Below are 17,133 nucleotides of genomic sequence, written 5' to 3' on the forward strand. Positions count from 1 at the left end.
TGGGTTACCGGTCCCGCAGTGGGCTGGGCGCGGAGTCGTTGGCCTGGCGGTTGGGGGCGTCGCACCAGAATGATCTGCTGATCGGGCTGACCGGCACGTCGGTGCCGGAAATGAAACGGCGGGTGAGCCTAGGTGAGAAGGTCGCCCCGCGGATGCTGGGCGGCACGGTCCTCGAGCCCGAGTTCCCGTTCGTTGCCGCGGCACTGAGCGCCGGGGAGATCGGCATCGACGCGGCCGAGAACATCGTGAAGGGCCTGGCCGACTACAAGGTGCACGGCCGCTTCGACGCGGACCAGTCGCTGGTGGACGGCGGTGAGGCCGAGCTGGTGGAATCCGCGACCGGGTCGGTATTCGGCCGCACCCCCGGCCCCGGCGACACCAACACCGCCACCAACACCGCCACTCACACCGACACCGACGGTGCCGGGCCTGCCTGCACGGGACCGATCGCTCGTCTGGGTGCGTCGGCGGGGTTCACGTTCCCGGCGGACCGGATCCGGGAGATGGCGGCGACGTGGCAGGCGGTGTTGAACCCGGACGGGGCCGCGCCCACCGCGGAGATCCTCGAGGCCAAATCCACGTTCTCGTTCGGCAAACTCAGCCAAGGCCTGCACCCGCTTCGCGGTGGGGTGACGCCGGAGCTCAAGGGCATCATGCAGACCCTGTTCAACACGTTCCAGTCCGCGCGCAGCGCTCCCGCGTTCCCGTCCGCGGAGGAGCAGCAGCGTATCGAGGCCGGCGAACTCGTGCCCGGCGAGATCCTCGACGAACGCGACGGCGGTCAGAAACGCGCCGACATCCTCCGCGGCATCCTGGTCCAGGTCGCCCAAGACCCCCGCACCCCGACCATGGGCGGGATGCCGCCGACGGTGATGGTGCACGTGAACGCAACCGACCTGATCAACGGGGTCGGGGTCGGTTGGATCGACGGCGTCGAGGGCCCCGTCTCGATGAAGACGATCAACCAGATGGTCGACAACGGCGGCTTCCGGCCGATCTTCTTCGGCGGCACCGGCGCCGTCCTCGCCCTCGGCGACAAGGTCCGCTGCTTCACCCCGCTGCAACGCAGGGCGATCACCGCCCGAGACGGCGGCTGCATCATCCCCGGCTGCACCTGCCCACCGCAATGGACCGAAGTCCACCACGTGAAGCCGTGGCAAAACGGCGGCCCAACCAACGTGAGCAACGGGGTTTTGCTGTGTTGGCGCCACCACCACAACATCGACACCTCGGGGTGGCACATCCGCATGGTCCTGGGCATGCCCGAAGTCAAAGCCCCACACTGGATCGACCCCACCGGCACCTGGCGAAAACCACCCCAACACCGGGCCCACGACCCCAAAACCCGCCGACAAGACGAGTAGCCACGGCACCTCGACTCGTGGGCGCCGGGTCAGGTCAGGTCAGGCCAGGGCGAGGAAGAGCTTCTCCAGCTCGTCCACGGTGAGTGATTCGGCGTTGTCGGGGTCCGCGATGCAATCCCGCATCGCCGAGGAGACGATCGTGAACCCGGCCCGGTCGAGAGCGCTCGACACCGCGGCCAGCTGTGTGACGACATCCTTGCAGCTACCGCCGGCCTCGACGGCAGTGATGACCGCACTCAGCTGCCCCTGCGCGCGACGCAGCCGGTTGAGCACTTTCTTCTGGTTCACGGCACGCTGGTCGTCGGTCACGACCGTCGTCACTGGAGTCGACTCGGTCATGACCGGATCCCGTCCAGCGCCGTGGGCAGGCCGGCCTGCTGCCAGGCGTTCATGCCGCCGGTCACGTTGACGGCCTCGACTCCGTTGCGTTCAAGGAATGCGGCGCCCTGCAGGCTTCGGCCTCCGGCTGCGCAGATGACGTAGACGGGGCTGTCCCGCGGTACCTCGTCCAGCCGTTCGCTCAGTTCACCCAGGGGAATGGGGATGGCACCGGCCGCGTGACCGGCCTCGAATTCGTAGGGTTCGCGCACATCGACCACGACGGGATCGGAAAGGGCTGCGAGTTCGGTAACCGAGATGTCGGTCATGTGGGGTCCCTTCGGAACGGAGAGCGGGGCACGACGGTATACCCCTGAGGGTATCAGAAGATGGGGGCAGGTTGAGAGGAGGTCGCCCCAGTACCCTAGACACATGCCCGCCGTTCAGAGCCGCCTCACAGTTCGCCTGTTCGCGACCCTGGTGTTCTTCAGCGTGTTGGCCGGCCAGTTCTGGCGAAACCTGCTCGGCTGGTGGGGCTTCGGCGCCATCGCCGTGTTCATTCTGGTCGGCAGCATCGGTCTCCTCGTCTCCCTGAAGCCCGAGTGGACCTGGCGCGGCTTCCCGAAGTCCCTGGCCGCGTTCATGCTCGTCGCCACGGTGTCCCTCGCCTGGTCGGCATATCCAGGGGCGAGCGCGATCGGTATCACCCTGCAGTGGATCACCACGATCACCGCCCTGTTCCTGGCGCTGTGCCTCACCTGGGCCGAGCTCCTGCGCACACTCGCGGTCGCTCTGCGGTGGATCCTCGGCCTCTCGATACTCTTCGAGATCGTCGTCGCCGTGTTCATCGGCCACGCGGTGCTCCCGTTCTGGGTTGAATACACCGGCAAGATCCCGGCCGCGTTCTACTGGTCGCGCGGACTGCTGCTGGAGGGCGGCCCGATCGAGGGCATCGTCGCCAGCCGCAACCTGCTCGGCTTCATCGCCCTGCTGGCACTGATCGTCTTCGCCGTGCAGCTCTTCGCCGGCACCGTGGCCCGCGGCCGCGGCATCGCCTGGGTGACCGTGGCCCTCATCATGCTGTGGCTGACCCGGTCGGCCACAGTGTCCGTCGCCCTCCTCGCCGTCACCATCGCCCTGCTCTTCACGCTGTGGGCCCGCCGGCTGCCGCCGATGGGCCGGCGCCCGCTCTACCTGAGCGCCGCCGCGGTCCTGGCCGCCGTGGTGGTCGGGCTCGTCGCGTTCTCGCCCACACTGCTTTCGATGCTCGGCAAGAGCGAAGACCTGACCGGACGTTTCGACATCTGGGGCCGGGTCATCGATCTCGCCGGCGAACGCCCCCTCGTGGGCTGGGGCTGGGTGAGTTACTGGGTACCGTGGGTCGAACCATTCGACGGCCTCGCGGTGCGCAAAGGCGTGCAATACCTGCAGGCCCACAACGCCTGGCTGGATGTCTGGCTCCAACTGGGCATCCTCGGCCTGATCATCTTCGCCGCGCTCACCCTCTCGACCCTGTGGCGGTCCTGGTTCCTGGCCGTCGACAGGCCCCGCCTGGGCATCGCCGACACTGAAACCTACGCCGTCTCCTCGATCCTGCCCCTCCTGCTCACGGTGGCGCTGCTCGCGCAGAGCCTGGCCGAAAGCCGGATCCTCGTCGAATCCGGCTGGGTGCTTCTCGTGATCCTGGCCGTGCGGTCCAAGCGTCCCGGCGCAGACGCGGAGCTGCTCGGCCTGGGCCGGCGATGACCGGCCCCGCACGGCCCCCCTACGTTCCTGACGCCATCACCGCGGTGCTCGCATCGCCGCGGTTCAGCGCAACCCTCACTCACCTGATCCTCGGGTTCGCCTTTTCAACACACCTGCTGCGCAGCCTGATGGGCTGGCCGGGCCTGCTCGCCGCACTGGTGTGTCTGGTCGTGCTTGCGACAGCCTCCATGATCGCCCGGCGGCAGAGCATTGAGTGGCACGGCCTGCTGCCCCTGTCGATCCTGGTCTTCCTGGTCTGGTGCGCACTGTCGGTGCTGTGGAGCGGGTATGCGCTGCAGACCGTCAGCGGCGTCGCCTACCAGCTGGCCTTCGCGTTCCTGGCGATCTACGTCGCCCTGGTGCGCGACACCATTCAGATCGTTCGAGCCACCGGCGATGTGCTCAGGCTGCTCCTCGGGCTGTCCCTGGCCCTCGAAGTGCTGTCCGGACTGCTCCTGGATCTTCCGATCGCATTCCTCGGCGTGCAGGGCAACATCACCATGCTCGGCCCCATCCAGGGCGTTTTCGGGTCGCGTAACGCCCTCGGCCTGGTATCCCTGATCGCCGCGATCAGCTTCATCATCGAGTTGCGGTCCCGCTCCGTACGACCGGGCCGCGCCGCCGCCTCGATAGCGCTGGCCCTGCTCGGCCTGCTGCTGACCCATTCCCCGGTGTTCGTCGTCGTGGCGAGCGCCGTCGGCATCGCCGCGCTGGCCCTGTACTGGCTGCGCCGCACCCGAGCCGAGGACCGCTGGCTGCTGCAGCTGAGTCTGCTCGGCGCCACGGTGCTCGCTGCCCTGTTCGCCTTCGTCGGCCGCACCGGCATCATCGACCTGCTCAACGCCGGCAGTGAATTCGAGACCCGGTCATCGCTGTGGCGCGAGATGTGGCGGCTGGTGGAGGTCCATCCACTCGAGGGTTGGGGCTGGACCGGGATCTGGCCACAGGACGTCAGTCCGTACGGCTGGCTCGACTTCGTCACCGGTAGCCGGCACTCCTCCGCCCTCAACGCATTCCTCGACGTGTACTTCCAGGTCGGCCTGGTCGGGTTCCTCTCATTCGTGGTGTTGGTGGCACTGGCCTTCATCAGGTCATGGCTGCTCGCCTCGAACAAGAAGCCCGTGGTGTACGTCTGGTCGCCGCTGGTCCTGGTGGTGCTTCTGGTCACCTCGGCGGCCGAGAGTACCGTGCTGGTCGAGTTCGGCTGGCTCCTGCTGTTGATTTGCTCCGTCAAGGCCGCGCAGGGCCAGAGCTGGCGCCGACTGCTATCGCCCAGCCCGCGCAACGAACTGATCTGATCTGATCTGATCTGATCTGCCCGGCTCCCCCACGGGTCAGCGGATCGTGGAGATGGTCAGCGTGGCGGTCGTACCGTCTGATGCGACATAGGACCCGCTCGACTGCGGCACCAGGATGTCGGCGTACCGTGCGGCCCAATCATTCGAGCAGCGCCCATCGGTCAGCACCAGGGTCGCGCTCGCCTGCCGGGCCGCCACCGGGTCGAGGGCTCCTCCCGCGGCGACGATGGCGTTGACCGCGCCGAAATCCTCCGGCCACGCCATCCCGTAGTGGAAGTACGCGATGGGGACCCCCGCGGTGACCTTCACGACCCGCGGATCCAGGCACGGGCCCACGATAAGCAGCGTCCCCGGACTCTCCGAAGCCGATTCCCTCGCGAGGCCGGCCGCAACCCGGTACCGGTCGGAGTCCGTGTCCATGAGAGCCCTGGCCTGGAACGCGCCGGCGAAGCGGACGAAGTCCCCCATCGACACGAACGCCAGCACGGCCACCACCGCGAACCCGGCCAGGCCCACCCACCGACCCACCGATAGGGCCCGAAGGTCCCTCGCCACCAGCACCAGCACCGGAAGGATGGTGGCGGCAATAAGGAAGAACATATCGATCCACAGCCGGTACGGTTCCGCGTTGGCGCCCCACAGGTCGTTCGACGCCAGCAACAGCCAGGCCGTCGCGCCGCCCAGCGCGTAGGCGGCCCATTCGGGTCGCCGCCGGATCAGGCCCGCGATCGCGATCCCGACCAGCGGCACGATCAGAACGGTGCCTCCCAGCAGGCCCGCGGCTGCCGGCACCCCGAGCTGGGAATTCGACGCAACCCTGTACAACAGGAACGGGTCACCAGCGGCCAGCCCGCCGACCGTCGCAGCGATCTGCGGCGAGGCCCCGAGCGCCGCGGCACCGAAAAACAGCACGACGACCCCCCTCGTTCGCACAATCAGTACCCCCAATCCGGGCGCCATCGGCAGCAGTCCGAACACGAGGGCGGGCAGCTGGCCGAACTCGGCGGCGACCCGCGGACCCCAGACGAAGAGCACCGGGATCAGGCCGATGCTGACAACAGCGAGAATCAGCCAGCGCCCGCTGACGATAGTCAGCACGGCGAGTACCCCGGCAAGGAAATACACCGCGGCGATGAAGGAGTAGGTCTGCACGTTTGCGAGCAGACCGATCACCAGGCTGAGCCCGATGGTGCCGAACAGGCGCACGCGCTGTCCGTGCGGCCGCCACCAGAGCCAGCCGAGACTGAGCAGCACCATCCCCGCAATCGACAGGGAGACGGCTTCACCGTTGAGCGGATGCAGCACCGCGAACGGACCCCAGAGCACGGCGTGGGACGCCAATTCGGTGTACCAGCCGTCGCCCTGGAACGCTGCGAAGGTTCCCAGCAGGAACGGAATCGGGGCCAATAGGCCCATCCACCACCGGTTTCCGGCCGTAATGAGCACCGTGGCGAGCACGGCGACCAGCACCAGCTGCGCCACCAGGCCGGTGATGTTCCACGCGGTGATCGGCGTCAGCCCGAACGCCCGCGCTACCAGTCCCGCGAACTCGTAGTACGCCCGCGGGTACGTGTTCGACCCGGTCTCGGTGTCCGGCTCGACGTCCTGGAACTGCCCCTCAGAAAAGTTCGTGACAATTGCCAGGTAGCCCAGTTGATCGTGCTCGAAGAAGGCACGAAACCGGTTAATCGACCAGCCGGGATTCGCCAGGTACATGCCGGCCTGCGTGGCCGCGAACACGGCCACCGCCACCAGAACACTCGCGCCGCACGCCAGCCACCCGCGTACGGATGTCCCCGCCGACCGTTCAGAGTCCACTGGCTCGCCCTTCCGGTGCCACGTGTGATGCTGTGTCGGTGAACTTAGCGGGCGATCGAGATCCGCGCTTCCCCCTATAACGGGATTTCAGGAGCGGGGACTGAGAAGTCTAAGCTGGCATTTCACGAATCCGCGGATGCGCTACGGCTCGCCAGGCCCGCCGCCCGCACCATCCGCTGAACAAGTGCAGCTACAATCTTGCGAGCTCTCCGGCCGCCCCGCGCGGGAGAGAGCACACAGTCCCTGACGCAGTCAAGTGATCGGAACCAGTTCGAGTGAGTCAAAAATTTCCTGCTGACCTGAGCGAGTTCACGGTCCCCGGCCACAGCCGCGGAATCATCGACGCCCTGTCGTACCGGTACCTTCTGCGGCTGCTGATCCGGAAGGGCACCCTCACCCGCTATCACGGGTCGGTTCTCGGTTGGGTGTGGTCGTACGTCAAGCCCGCCGCCCAGTTCCTGGTGTTCTACCTGGTCTTCGGGTTCTTCCTCGGGCTCAACAAGGGGATCGACAACTTCCCGATCTATCTCTTCTCCGGCATGATCGCGATCAACCTGTTCGGCGAGGCCTTCGGCAACGCGACCAGGTCGATCGTCGACAACACCGCCCTGGTGCAGAAGATCTATCTGCCCCGGGAACTGTTCCCGATCTCCGCCGTGATCGTCGCCTTCGTGCATTTCCTCCCGCAGGTCTTGATCCTGGTCGTCGTCTGTTTGTTCGCGGGCTGGGTACCCACCCTGGTCGGCATCGCGAGCATCATCCTCGGCATGCTCATCGTCGTCACCCTGGCCATCGGTCTCGGACTGTTCTTCGGGGCCATCAACGTGGCGTTCCGCGACGCGCAGAACCTCGTCGAACTGATCCTCCTCTTCGCGACCTGGACCTCCCCGGTGCTGTACGCGTGGACGATGGTCGCCGACAAGGTCTCACCCTGGGTCTTCAACCTCTACCTCTCCAACCCGCTCACCTCCGCAGTTGAGTTGTTCCACGCCGGCTTCTGGTTCAGCACCACAACGGGCTCCCTGCCCCAGCCGCCGCACCTGGCCGCGTTCAGCCTGATCGGCCTGCTGATTTCGCTCATCATCCTTGCTATCGGGCAACTCGTCTTCAAGCGTCTGGAGGGGCACTTTGCCCAGAACCTCTGATCCGGCCTTGCCGCGCATCATCATCGACGGCGTCGACAAGACCTTCATCCTTCGGCACACCCACTCGTTCAAGGAATCGTTCATCGCCAAGCTTCAGAAGAAGAAGACGACGACAAGTTTCTCCGCGCTTTCCGACATCGGTTTCACCGTTCAGGAGGGCGAATCCGTGGCCCTGCTGGGCTACAACGGCTCCGGAAAGTCCACCCTGCTCAAGCTCATCTCCGGGGTGATGCGACCCGACTCCGGCCGGATCCTCACCCGCGGGCGGGTCGCCGGCTTGATCGAGGTCGGTGCCGGGTTCCACCCCGATCTCTCCGGCCGGGAGAACGTGTACCTGAACGCCGCGATTCTCGGCATGAACAAGGACGAGATCGACCGCCGGTTCAACGACATCGTCGAATTCTCCGAGATCGGCGAGTTCATCGACACCGAGGTCAAGCACTATTCGTCGGGCATGTTCGTCAGGCTGGCGTTCTCCGTGGCGATCCACACCGAACTGGACATCCTGCTGGTCGACGAGGTTCTGGCCGTCGGTGACGCCCCTTTCCGCGAGAAGTGCAAGAAGAAGATCCAAGAGCTCACCGATCAGGGTAAGACCATGCTCGTGGTGAGCCACGATGTCGATATGGTCACCCAGGTCTGCAAACGGGGGATCGTGCTGCGCGACGGCAAGGTCTGCTTCGACGGCGCCGTCAACGACGCTGTCGCCTCGATGCAAGGGAACGGTGCGTAACGCTGTGACGGCCCAGAGCGCCGACGAGGAAGCAGACCAGAAGTCCTCTGGCTTCATCCTCATCGTCGCGGCCACCGGAATCGTGGGCATCGCGGGGTACGTCATCACCTGGCTGGTGCCCGCCGTGATCGGCGTCGGCCCGTACGCCGTGTTCGCCGTGTTCTGGTCGTTCATCTTCCTCGTCGCCGCGGCGCTCTCAGGCATCCAGCAGGAGGTCACCAGGGCGACGCATCCGCGCGACACCGGCAACACCAGCTACCGCAACCGAGCAGGCGTCTTCGCTGTGGCCGCGTTCCTGGTCGTCCTGGCGCTCGTGCTGGGCACCGCCCCGCTCTGGCAGGCTCAGGTCTTCCCCACCGACGGCTGGTCGCTGGTCGTGCCGTTGGCGGTCGGCGCCGCCTCCTACGTGCCCCTCGCGGTGCTGGCCGGGTCGCTCTACGGCATCGGCCACTGGAAGGCCCTCTTCGGCCTGATCGTCGTTGAAGGTGTGCTGCGGCTGGTGCTGATCGGGATCGCGCTGGCCTTCCTGCCCGGTTCAGTTCCGCTCGCGTGGGCTGTCGCCATCCCGTTCCCCGTCACCGTGCTGGCCATCTGGCCCTTCGCCAGGTCCCGCGTCGTCGGCAAGACCCAGCTGGACGTCGCGCTGCCTGCTCTCACCTGGAACGTCGTGCGCACCATCGTCGCAGCCGCGTCGATGGGCCTGATGGTCAGCGGGTTCCCGCTCGTGCTCAGCCTCACCTCACCGGCGGTGCCCGCCGCCGAACTCGGCCTCGTCATTCTCGCGGCCACCCTGACCCGGGCTCCGCTGATCGTCGTGGGGATGGCCCTGCAGAGCTTCCTCATCGTCTTTTTCCGCGGTCGACTGGACCGGTTCTGGCGATCGCTGCTGCAGCTCGAGGCCCTGGTCCTGGGTCTGGGCGCCGTCCTGGCCGTCCTCGGCTTCCTGGCCGGTCCCGCCGTGTTCGCCTTCCTCTTCCCCGGCCAAAGCGTGCCAGAGGGCTGGGTCATCGCAACCTTCGTGGCCTCCTCCGCGCTCGTCGGTGCGCTGTGCGTGAGCGCTCCCGCGGTGCTCTCCCGCAACGCGCACAGCGCCTTCACCGCCGGCTGGGTCGTCGCCGCCCTCACCACCGTGGTCTGCCTGCTGCTGCCCGTCGACTTCCTCGAGCGCACCATGCTCGCGCTGCTCGTCGGACCGGCCGCCGGCGTTCTCCTGCACGGCGTGTACCTCGCCGTCGCACGGAACGGCGAAGCCGCACCCGTCGCCCCTGACGCGCTGGTCACTGACTGATGTCAGTCCCTCCCCTGCCGACCACCTCGACGAAAGACACCTCCGCCATGAACCGCACCGGCCCGCACAGGCTCGCCGATCTCAAGTGGCTGGCGCTGACCGCTCTGACCGTCGGTGTGCTCGCACTGGTTCCCCTCATCTGGAACCGACGGTTCTATTTCCAGGACGACTCGGAGAACGGCGCCTTCGGCGTCTGGTACCACATCGGACAGAATCTCCTGGCCGGAAAACTCCCGGTCCTCAACCCGTCGGTATGGTCAAGCGGCAACTACCTGGCAGAGGGTCAGTGGGGCACCTGGAACCCGCTGATCATGCTCATCGGCGTCGGCGCGTACCTCGGCACCAACGCGGTGCTGTTCATGACAGTTCTGAAGGTGCTGCTCCTGATCATCGCGGGCTGCGGCGTGTACCTGCTGGCCCGGTCCTACCGTGCCGCTCCGCCACTGGCCTACGTGGCGGGTTTCGCCGTCACCCTCAACGGTTTCACCATCTACTTCGACGCCCCATCCTGGGTCACCGGTCTGCTGGTCTGGGCGCTGATTCCCTCCTTCTGGGTCGCGCTGCGGCGGCTCACCCAGCGTTCGGCGAACCCGCTGCCCGCCTTCCTGGTCGGCTATCTCATCGTCACCGTCGGCTACGTGCAGGGTGTCTTCGCCATCGGCTTCGTGCTTCTCGCCGTCGGCGTCGACTGCCTCATCCGCCGGCACTGGGCCAAAGCCATGCGCGTCGTCGGCGTCGGCGTCGCGCTGGTGCTCGTGGCCGTCACGGTCTTCCTGCCCGGCGCGCTGACGGGGTCGGTCACCAACCGTGCCGTGAACATCGTCGGCAACGACGGCATGATGAGCGTGGACCTGGGCGGCATCTTCAGCTCCACCATCGCCACGGGCTACCCGCAGGTGAGTTCCTGGTGGTGGTCCGGGCCCACCGCGACCAGCCCGGTGGTCTACATCGCCTGGTTCCTGCCGGTGCTGTTCTTCGTCGATTGGCGCAAGGCCCTGCAGAACCGCGCACAGGTGCGGGACCTGACCATCGTGATGAGCCTGTCCCTGCTCTACGTGCTCCTGCCGACCGTGATCGGGCCGCTGCGCTATCCGGTGCGCTTCATGCCGTACTTCGCCCTCACCCTGATTGTCCTCACCGTGGTCGCCCTCAGCCGGGCTGGCGTGCCCCGGCCGGGCCGCAACCGGATCTTCGGCGCCGCCGCCGTGATCATTGCCGCGGTCTACCTGTCCTGGGCCCAACTTCCGCCGCACTATCTCGCCCTCATCTTCAGCGGCCTGGTGGCCATCCTCGGTCTCGGCGCAATCTGGTGGTTGATGCGCCGGCGCCCCGAACACAGCTCGGTCTGGCCGACCGTGGCCGCCGTCGCCGTCGCCGTCAGCCTGGTGCTGACGGCTGCCCAGCACTACGACACGCGCTCAAGCCCGCTGTCGATGAACAACGTGCCCGCCGACACGAGCATCGCCAAGGGCGTGCTCGAAGGTATCGAAGGCGACGTGATCGTAGTGGGCGACCCCCTCATCTACGGGGCCGACCCCGCGGCCTGGCGGGAGACGCTGATGGCCAACATGTGGTACCTCAGCCCGGCCCAGGTGCAGAACCGCTACCAGCTCATCGGGTTCGCCGCGTACAACTCGGCGCTCTGCCTGCAATACCTGGGCGGCACCTGCCCCGAACTGCTCACCACCCTCTTCGAGCCGCGCGAGGCGACGGGGCTGCTCCTGGTGGACCAGCTCTCGATCGACAACATCCAGATTCTCAAGGCCGCGTTCGACGACGACGACGACGAATGGCGCACACCCCCCGCCGGGTGGAGCATCGAGCGCGACACCGGACTGACCGTGGTCTGGAGCCGGGACGAACCCGTCGGTTTCGCCGGTGACGTGGTGTGGAGCAGCGACGGCACCAGCGTCGAGACCCTGTCCCAGACGGACACCTCCGTCACCATGAAGGTGCTCTCAGCGCCCGCTGACGGGGGCACGGTGGCCCTGAGCCGCTTGGCTTGGCCCGGATACTCGGCCGAGAACGCCACGCTCAGCACGGCGCCTGTGGACGGTTTCCTCCTTGGGGTGGATATTCCGCAGTCGTCGGTCGGCGAGGTCGTCACCGTCACCTTCCAGCCGCCGGGCTGGGCCATCGAGGTGACCGCCTGGTTGACCGCGCTGGCGGGCATCCTGATCTGGACGCTACTCGTCTCGGTCGGCCGACTGCGCCGCCGCTCCACTGCCGCCGCCTAGCCCCACGCAGGCGCACGAGAGCCCCGGCTGGATATCCAGCCGGGGCTCTCCTCTGTGCAGTGCGGACCGTGCGACGAACGCGTCAGACCTACTGAGGCGACGTCCGGGGGAACACGACGGCCGGGTTGAACCGGATTCCGGCCAGCAGGCGACCGTACATCCGGCGCTGCAGCTTGCCGGCGACCCGGCCCCGCCGCATCATCAGGGCCACCCGGGCGCACAGGTACAGGTAAGCGAAGAGACTCTGGTGGTGCAGCCTGAAGGACGCCTCGTTGCGGATGCCGTAGGCGAATTTCCACGCATTGGCGTCATCGATCAAGCCGAAGTTGACGCCCTTGTTGTCGCCCATGTCGTGCACGACAACGCTGTCGAGGACCTGCACACCCGGGCAGGCTCGGGTGATGCGCAGGGTGTACTCGTGGTCGTCGAACCAGATGAAGTACTCGGAGTACGGCAGGCCGTGCTTCTCGATCACCCAACGGGGAATGAGCACCGACACGAAGGAACAGCTCTTCACCGTCACCGAACGCTGACCCTTGGACACGAGCCTGGCCCAGTCCCAGGTGGGTTCAGGGTTGTTCATCTCGCAGATGGCGCCGTCGATGTAGTTGACCAGCGAGCAGGAGAACGGCACCTCGGGGCCGAGCTCGGCGACGGCGGCGACGAAGCCGTCACGCAGCTTCTCGAGGGCGTCGGGCTGCGGGTAGCAGTCGTCGTCCATGATCCAGACGAAATCGGCGCCGAGCTGATAGCCGCGCTCCATGCCCGCCGAGAATCCGCCGGCCCCACCGGTGTTCGTGGGCAGGGACATCACCTCGAGCGGGATGCTGGTCGTCAGCTGACCGAGGTACTCCGCGGTGCCGTCGGTCGACGCGTTGTCCACGATGATGAGGCGGGTGGGCGCGAAGGTCTGGGCTTCGATGGAGGCGATCACCGTCTTGAGCTTCGCGACCCTGTTGAAGGTGACGACGACGGCGCTTACTTGATCCATAACTCGAACAGCTTTCCGGCCCAATCGTGGGCGCTTTCATACTCGGTGAATTCCTGGGCCAGGGCGACTTCTCGACGCCAGACGTCTGTTCGATAATCCTCTGAGCCGGCCATCCGGGTGACGATTTCGCTCGCCTCGGTCAGGAACAGGCCGGGGTCGCGGGACACCAGGGCGTCGGGCACGATGACGGTGCGCTGGGAGCCGACGTCGGTGGAGATCACGGGCACACCCGCTGCCAAGGCCTCCAGCGTGGTGAGGGTGAGTCCTTCGTTCTGCGAGCTCAGGACGAGGCAGTCGATCCGGGCGAGGGTATTGCTGACCGGAGATCCCTCGTCCACCCATTCGACCAGGCTGGACAGCTTGTGGCTGTCGATGTCCCGCCGGACGAACTGCTCGAGTTCGCCGCCACCCTGGATCACCACCCGGATGGTCAGCCCCTCGACGTCCTGAAGCTCCCTGACCAACTTGGTGAACAGGTAGGGACGCTTCTGCGCCGCGAAGCGGCCGATGAAGCCCAGAGTCAGCACCGACTCATCGACGCGCGCACGCGCCACCTCGGCGACCGACCCCGTTGTGGTGAGACCGATCAGGGGCGCCAGCGCCACCTTCGCCGGGTCCACGCCCTGCACCCGAACGAACCAGTCCTGCAGCTGCGGCGAGATCACGTGGTGCACGTCGATGAACTCGTCCAGGGCCGCGCCGATTGCCGGGTAGCCACCGCCGTTGTATTCGAGGATGTGATGGGTGGTGGCCACGTGCAGCCCCGGGATGCGGTTGCGCAGCCACGGCAACCGGTCGTAGAGCCACCGGCTGTGGTGCACGAATGCGCCACGGATGTCGAAGTTCGTGGCGAGGGCCTCGAGCACCGGTTCTGAGTGCTCTGGCTGGTTGACCGGGTGCGTCAGTGTGAGAACGATGGCACCGTCCAACTCGGCCTTGGTGATCCACGGGTGCGTCGAGGGCACATCGGTGATGACGATGGGTCGCAGCCCGCTGTTGCGGGCGAGCGCTATGGACTCCATTGCCCAGCGCTCTGCACCGCCCAGCTCGAGCCAGTGCAGGCCGATGATGACGGCGGGTTCCAGGTCGGTCGCGGTGCCGCCGGTCGGCACGCCGGTCAGGTCGACAACGCGGCGCGCCACGACGGTGGAGTTCAGCGAGGACTCACGTCCGCGCAGCAGCCACTGCCGCAGCCGGTCGTACTCGAACGGGTACCGCCGTTCGATGCCGCCGCGCAGCCGCCAGTACAGGCTGGCCCGCCCGACGGTCGCGGTGGATCCGGGTTCGCGCTCGGCGTCGATCACGATGTTGCGAACCCCCGTTTCCGGGTCGGTCAGCCAGCTCTTGCGGGTGTGGGTGTAGTGCGGGTGCGGCGAGCCGGCCACGGTGCTCACGATGGTGAACTCGGCCACTCTGGTCGCTTCGGCGGTGACCTTCTCGTGCCGGGTGCCGGCATCCGTCAGGTGCGCCCCGAGGCCCGGGCGGTTGATGTGCACCACGATGCGCAGGCGGGCGCCCGGATTGTCGAGGGCGTGGAAGTTGGTCGCGGAGACCAGCAGCGCCAGCTGCCGCTCGGTCAGCGCAGACCCGAGCTTCTCCGCCGCCGGGGCTGAGAGGTCGGCGGTGAACAGTGCGGGACGACCGAAGGCCGTCGAGAGAAGGTCAGACATGGTGAAGAGGGTACTTTCACTTCGCTTGGCTGGCAGGAGTCGATGCCCGGTAGCACCGTCGACTCCCGCAGCCGACCGGATCAAGCACGTGGTGCCTCGATGCCGGCCTGTTTGATGGGCACGTCGTCAACGGCGCGTTCGGGGATGTTCTGGAGGGACATGCGTCGCATGGCGCGGCGGGCCGGTTCCTCGACCCACTTCCACAGGGCGAAGCCGAAGATCGTGGCAAGCGCGGGGACCAGGAAGATGAGGATCTTGCTAGCAAGTGTACCTTGCGCCAGGAATGGGAGCCTCTCCTGGGCCGTCCAGACAATTTCGATCAGCGGCATGTGCACAAGATAGACGCTGTACGACGCCATGCCGCCGATCACGAGCCAGCGGTGCCCGAGGAGACTCATCAGGCCCTTGCGGCCCACCACGATCGCACCGACGAAGACCAGCAACGCGGGGACCACGAGCACTCCCCACCGCTCGTTGACCCTGCCGTTGAGCAGGTAGGCCACGATCAGCACCACCACGATCAGTGCGGGTGCCAGCCAGTTGGCGATGCGCTGAGCACCGGGCCGGTTCTGCACCCGTTCGAGAGCGTAGAAAAGCAACCCGCCGGCCACGAACTCGCAGAGGATGCGGATCAGCCACATCCAGGGGGCGTACAACGATCCGAGGGCGAGGGCGAAGAGCACCACCGGCATCACCGTGACGACAGCGAGGATGCCGAGGCCGCGGGTTCCGAGCACCCGCGACAGGCGGAACAACAGCAGGGCGAGGATCGGGAACAGCAGGTAGGCCAGGGCTTCGACCGACACCGACCAGGCGGCGCCGTTCCAGGTCAGCCGGTTGAAGTCGGCTTCGGTCCACTGCACGACCAGGGTCGACTGGCGCAGGAAGCTCCACACGCTGAAGTCACGCGGCGCGACGGGGTCGGTGGCGCCGAAGATCAGGAAGCTGCCGTGCCAGACCGACACGAAGGCCAGCATGACGAAGTACGCCGGCCAGATGCGCGACAGCCGGGCCCACCAGAACTTGACGCTCGCCTTACGGTCGAGGGAGCCACCCATCTTGCGCCCGTAGTTCAGCGTGATGACGTAACCGCTGAGGATGAAGAAGAGGTCGACGCCGTAGTCGCCGTGGGTGATGATCGGAGCGAAGGCGGCGTACACCGCGGGGAACTCTGCGGCGATGCTGAACCGGATGTGGAACAGCACCACCCAGAGCGCGGCAAGGATCCGCACACCGGTCAGGGCATGGATCTGCCTGATGGGGGCGGCGCCGACCGGAGTGTCGGCGAGGGAGGTTCCGGACACGTCAGCCTTCCGTGTGGCCCACGACCGGGTCAGGCCGTGGCGTCCGTCGCGAAAAGCGGACGGAGCTTGTTCTCGAAGGTGGACAGTGCGGCACCGATCGCCATGTGCATGTCGAGGTACTGGTAGGTGCCCAGTCGGCCGCCGAAGATCACGTTGGGCTGCTCGGCGATGCGCTCCCGGTAGCGCAGCAGGCGTTCGCGGTCTGCAGCGGTGTTCACGGGGTAGTAGGGCTCGTCGGCTTCCTCGGCGAAGCGCGAGAACTCCCGCATGATCACGGTCTTGTCGTTCGGGTAGTCCCGCTCGGGGTGGAAGTGCTTGAACTCGTGGATGCGGGTGTACGCGACGTCGGTGTCCGCGTAGTTCATTACCGGTGTGCCCTGGTAGTCACCGGTCTGGATGACTTCTTCCTCGAAGTCCAGGGTGCGCCAGGACAGCGGCCCCTCCGAGTAGTCGAAGTACCTGTCGACGGGACCGGTGTAGACGACGGGGACCGTGCCGACGGTGTCGCGGATGTTGATTTCCTGGTCGAGGTCGAAGAAGTCCGTGGACAGCCGCACCTCGATGTTGGGGTGATCGGCCATGCGTTCGATCCAGGCCGTGTACCCGTCGACGGGCAGTCCCTCATAGGTGTCGCTGAAGTACCGGTTGTCGTAGTTGTACCGCACGGGCAGGCGGCTGATGACCTCTGCGGGCAGCTCCCGCGGGTCGGTCTGCCACTGCTTGGCGGTGTAGTCCCTGATGAACGCCTCGTAGAGGGGACGGCCGATCAGGGCGACGGCCTTGTCCTCGAGGTTGCTCACCGTGGCGAGCTCGCCCTCCGCGGCCTGTTCGCTGATCAGCGCGCGGGCCTCGGTGGGCGAGTAGGCGCTGTGGAAGAACTGGTTGATGGTGCCGAGGTTGATCGGCAGCGGGAAGACCTCACCCTTGTGGGTGGTGTACACCCGGTGCCGGTAGGCCGTGAAGGACGTGAACCTGTTGACGTAGTCCCAGACCACCTTGTTCGAGGTGTGGAAGAGGTGGGCGCCGTAGCGATGCACCTCGATTCCGGTCTCGGGCTCGACCGAGCTGTATGCGTTGCCACCGATGTGGTCGCGCTTGTCGATGACGACAACCCGCAATCCCAATTCGTTGGCGCAGCGCTCTGCCACGGTGAGGCCGAAGAAACCGGCTCCGACAACCACAAGGTCAACGTTCATAACACCCATCCTCACTTACAGCCGG

Annotated in this window: 14 protein-coding genes; 7 read left to right on the top strand and 7 right to left on the bottom strand. The window is 66.5% G+C overall.

Annotated elements, in window-relative coordinates:
* On the top strand, positions 1 to 1,364 hold a 1,364-nt coding region (locus tag E3T22_RS15985; protein ID WP_134493541.1), incomplete at its 5' end, for an HNH endonuclease signature motif containing protein.
* A 39-nt stretch (positions 1,365 to 1,403) separates the two neighbouring features.
* On the opposite strand, the gene E3T22_RS15990 is transcribed toward E3T22_RS15985, so the two are convergent.
* Both E3T22_RS15990 and E3T22_RS15995 read right to left on the bottom strand, forming a co-directional pair.
* Positions 1,404 to 1,703, bottom strand: coding sequence for a metal-sensitive transcriptional regulator (locus E3T22_RS15990; RefSeq protein WP_134481238.1), 300 nt, complete (start codon positions 1,701 to 1,703; stop codon positions 1,404 to 1,406).
* On the bottom strand, positions 1,700 to 2,011 hold the full coding sequence (locus E3T22_RS15995; RefSeq protein WP_088457870.1) for a rhodanese-like domain-containing protein: 312 nt from the start codon (positions 2,009 to 2,011) through the stop codon (positions 1,700 to 1,702). Before E3T22_RS15995 ends, E3T22_RS15990 begins: the two co-directional genes overlap by 4 nt.
* Positions 2,012 to 2,114: 103 nt before the next feature.
* On the opposite strand from E3T22_RS15995, the gene E3T22_RS16000 reads away from it, so the two are divergent.
* Together E3T22_RS16000 and E3T22_RS16005 are read left to right on the top strand one after the other, a co-directional pair.
* Positions 2,115 to 3,428, top strand: coding sequence for an O-antigen ligase (locus E3T22_RS16000; RefSeq protein ID WP_166789306.1), 1,314 nt, complete (start codon positions 2,115 to 2,117; stop codon positions 3,426 to 3,428).
* The gene (locus E3T22_RS16005; protein ID WP_103461175.1) at positions 3,425 to 4,726 is read left to right on the top strand and encodes an O-antigen ligase; all 1,302 of its coding nucleotides are present in this window, start codon (positions 3,425 to 3,427) and stop codon (positions 4,724 to 4,726) included. Before E3T22_RS16000 ends, E3T22_RS16005 begins: the two co-directional genes overlap by 4 nt.
* 36 nt (positions 4,727 to 4,762) lie before the next feature.
* Here E3T22_RS16005 and E3T22_RS16010 read toward each other — a convergent pair whose 3' ends face one another.
* On the bottom strand, positions 4,763 to 6,544 hold the full coding sequence (locus E3T22_RS16010) for a hypothetical protein (RefSeq protein ID WP_134481236.1): 1,782 nt from the start codon (positions 6,542 to 6,544) through the stop codon (positions 4,763 to 4,765).
* A gap of 275 nt (positions 6,545 to 6,819) precedes the next feature.
* On the opposite strand from E3T22_RS16010, the gene E3T22_RS16015 reads away from it, so the two are divergent.
* From E3T22_RS16015 to E3T22_RS16030, 4 genes are read left to right on the top strand one after another with little or no spacing between them, the layout of a single operon-like run.
* Entirely contained in the window at positions 6,820 to 7,689 is an 870-nt protein-coding gene (locus tag E3T22_RS16015) for an ABC transporter permease (protein WP_174776281.1), read from the top strand.
* Positions 7,673 to 8,422, top strand: a complete 750-nt coding sequence (locus E3T22_RS16020) for an ABC transporter ATP-binding protein (protein WP_088455284.1) — start codon at positions 7,673 to 7,675, stop codon at positions 8,420 to 8,422. Before E3T22_RS16015 ends, E3T22_RS16020 begins: the two co-directional genes overlap by 17 nt.
* Positions 8,423 to 8,426: 4 nt before the next feature.
* Positions 8,427 to 9,710, top strand: coding sequence for a hypothetical protein (locus E3T22_RS16025; RefSeq protein WP_088455283.1), 1,284 nt, complete (start codon positions 8,427 to 8,429; stop codon positions 9,708 to 9,710).
* Positions 9,711 to 9,757: 47 nt separating this feature from the next.
* Positions 9,758 to 11,947 (top strand): hypothetical protein, encoded by a 2,190-nt coding sequence (locus tag E3T22_RS16030; RefSeq protein WP_134481235.1) that lies wholly within the window; start codon positions 9,758 to 9,760, stop codon positions 11,945 to 11,947.
* An 88-nt stretch (positions 11,948 to 12,035) separates the two neighbouring features.
* On the opposite strand, the gene E3T22_RS16035 is transcribed toward E3T22_RS16030, so the two are convergent.
* From E3T22_RS16035 to glf, 4 genes are all read right to left on the bottom strand, one after another.
* On the bottom strand, positions 12,036 to 12,938 hold the full coding sequence (locus E3T22_RS16035) for a glycosyltransferase family 2 protein (RefSeq protein ID WP_134481234.1): 903 nt from the start codon (positions 12,936 to 12,938) through the stop codon (positions 12,036 to 12,038).
* Positions 12,926 to 14,608 (bottom strand): glycosyltransferase, encoded by a 1,683-nt coding sequence (locus E3T22_RS16040; RefSeq protein WP_134481233.1) that lies wholly within the window; start codon positions 14,606 to 14,608, stop codon positions 12,926 to 12,928. Before E3T22_RS16040 ends, E3T22_RS16035 begins: the two co-directional genes overlap by 13 nt.
* Positions 14,609 to 14,688: 80 nt before the next feature.
* Positions 14,689 to 15,912, bottom strand: coding sequence for an acyltransferase (locus E3T22_RS16045; protein WP_166789024.1), 1,224 nt, complete (start codon positions 15,910 to 15,912; stop codon positions 14,689 to 14,691).
* Positions 15,913 to 15,941: 29 nt separating this feature from the next.
* A complete protein-coding gene (glf, locus tag E3T22_RS16050) occupies positions 15,942 to 17,108 on the bottom strand; it encodes a UDP-galactopyranose mutase (RefSeq protein ID WP_088455278.1) in 1,167 nt (388 codons plus the stop codon).
* Positions 17,109 to 17,133: the final 25 nt, after the last annotated feature.

Origin of the sequence: Cryobacterium sp. TMB3-10 (assembly GCF_004402305.1) — a bacterium.
Classification (GTDB): Bacteria; Actinomycetota; Actinomycetes; order Actinomycetales; family Microbacteriaceae; genus Cryobacterium; species Cryobacterium zongtaii.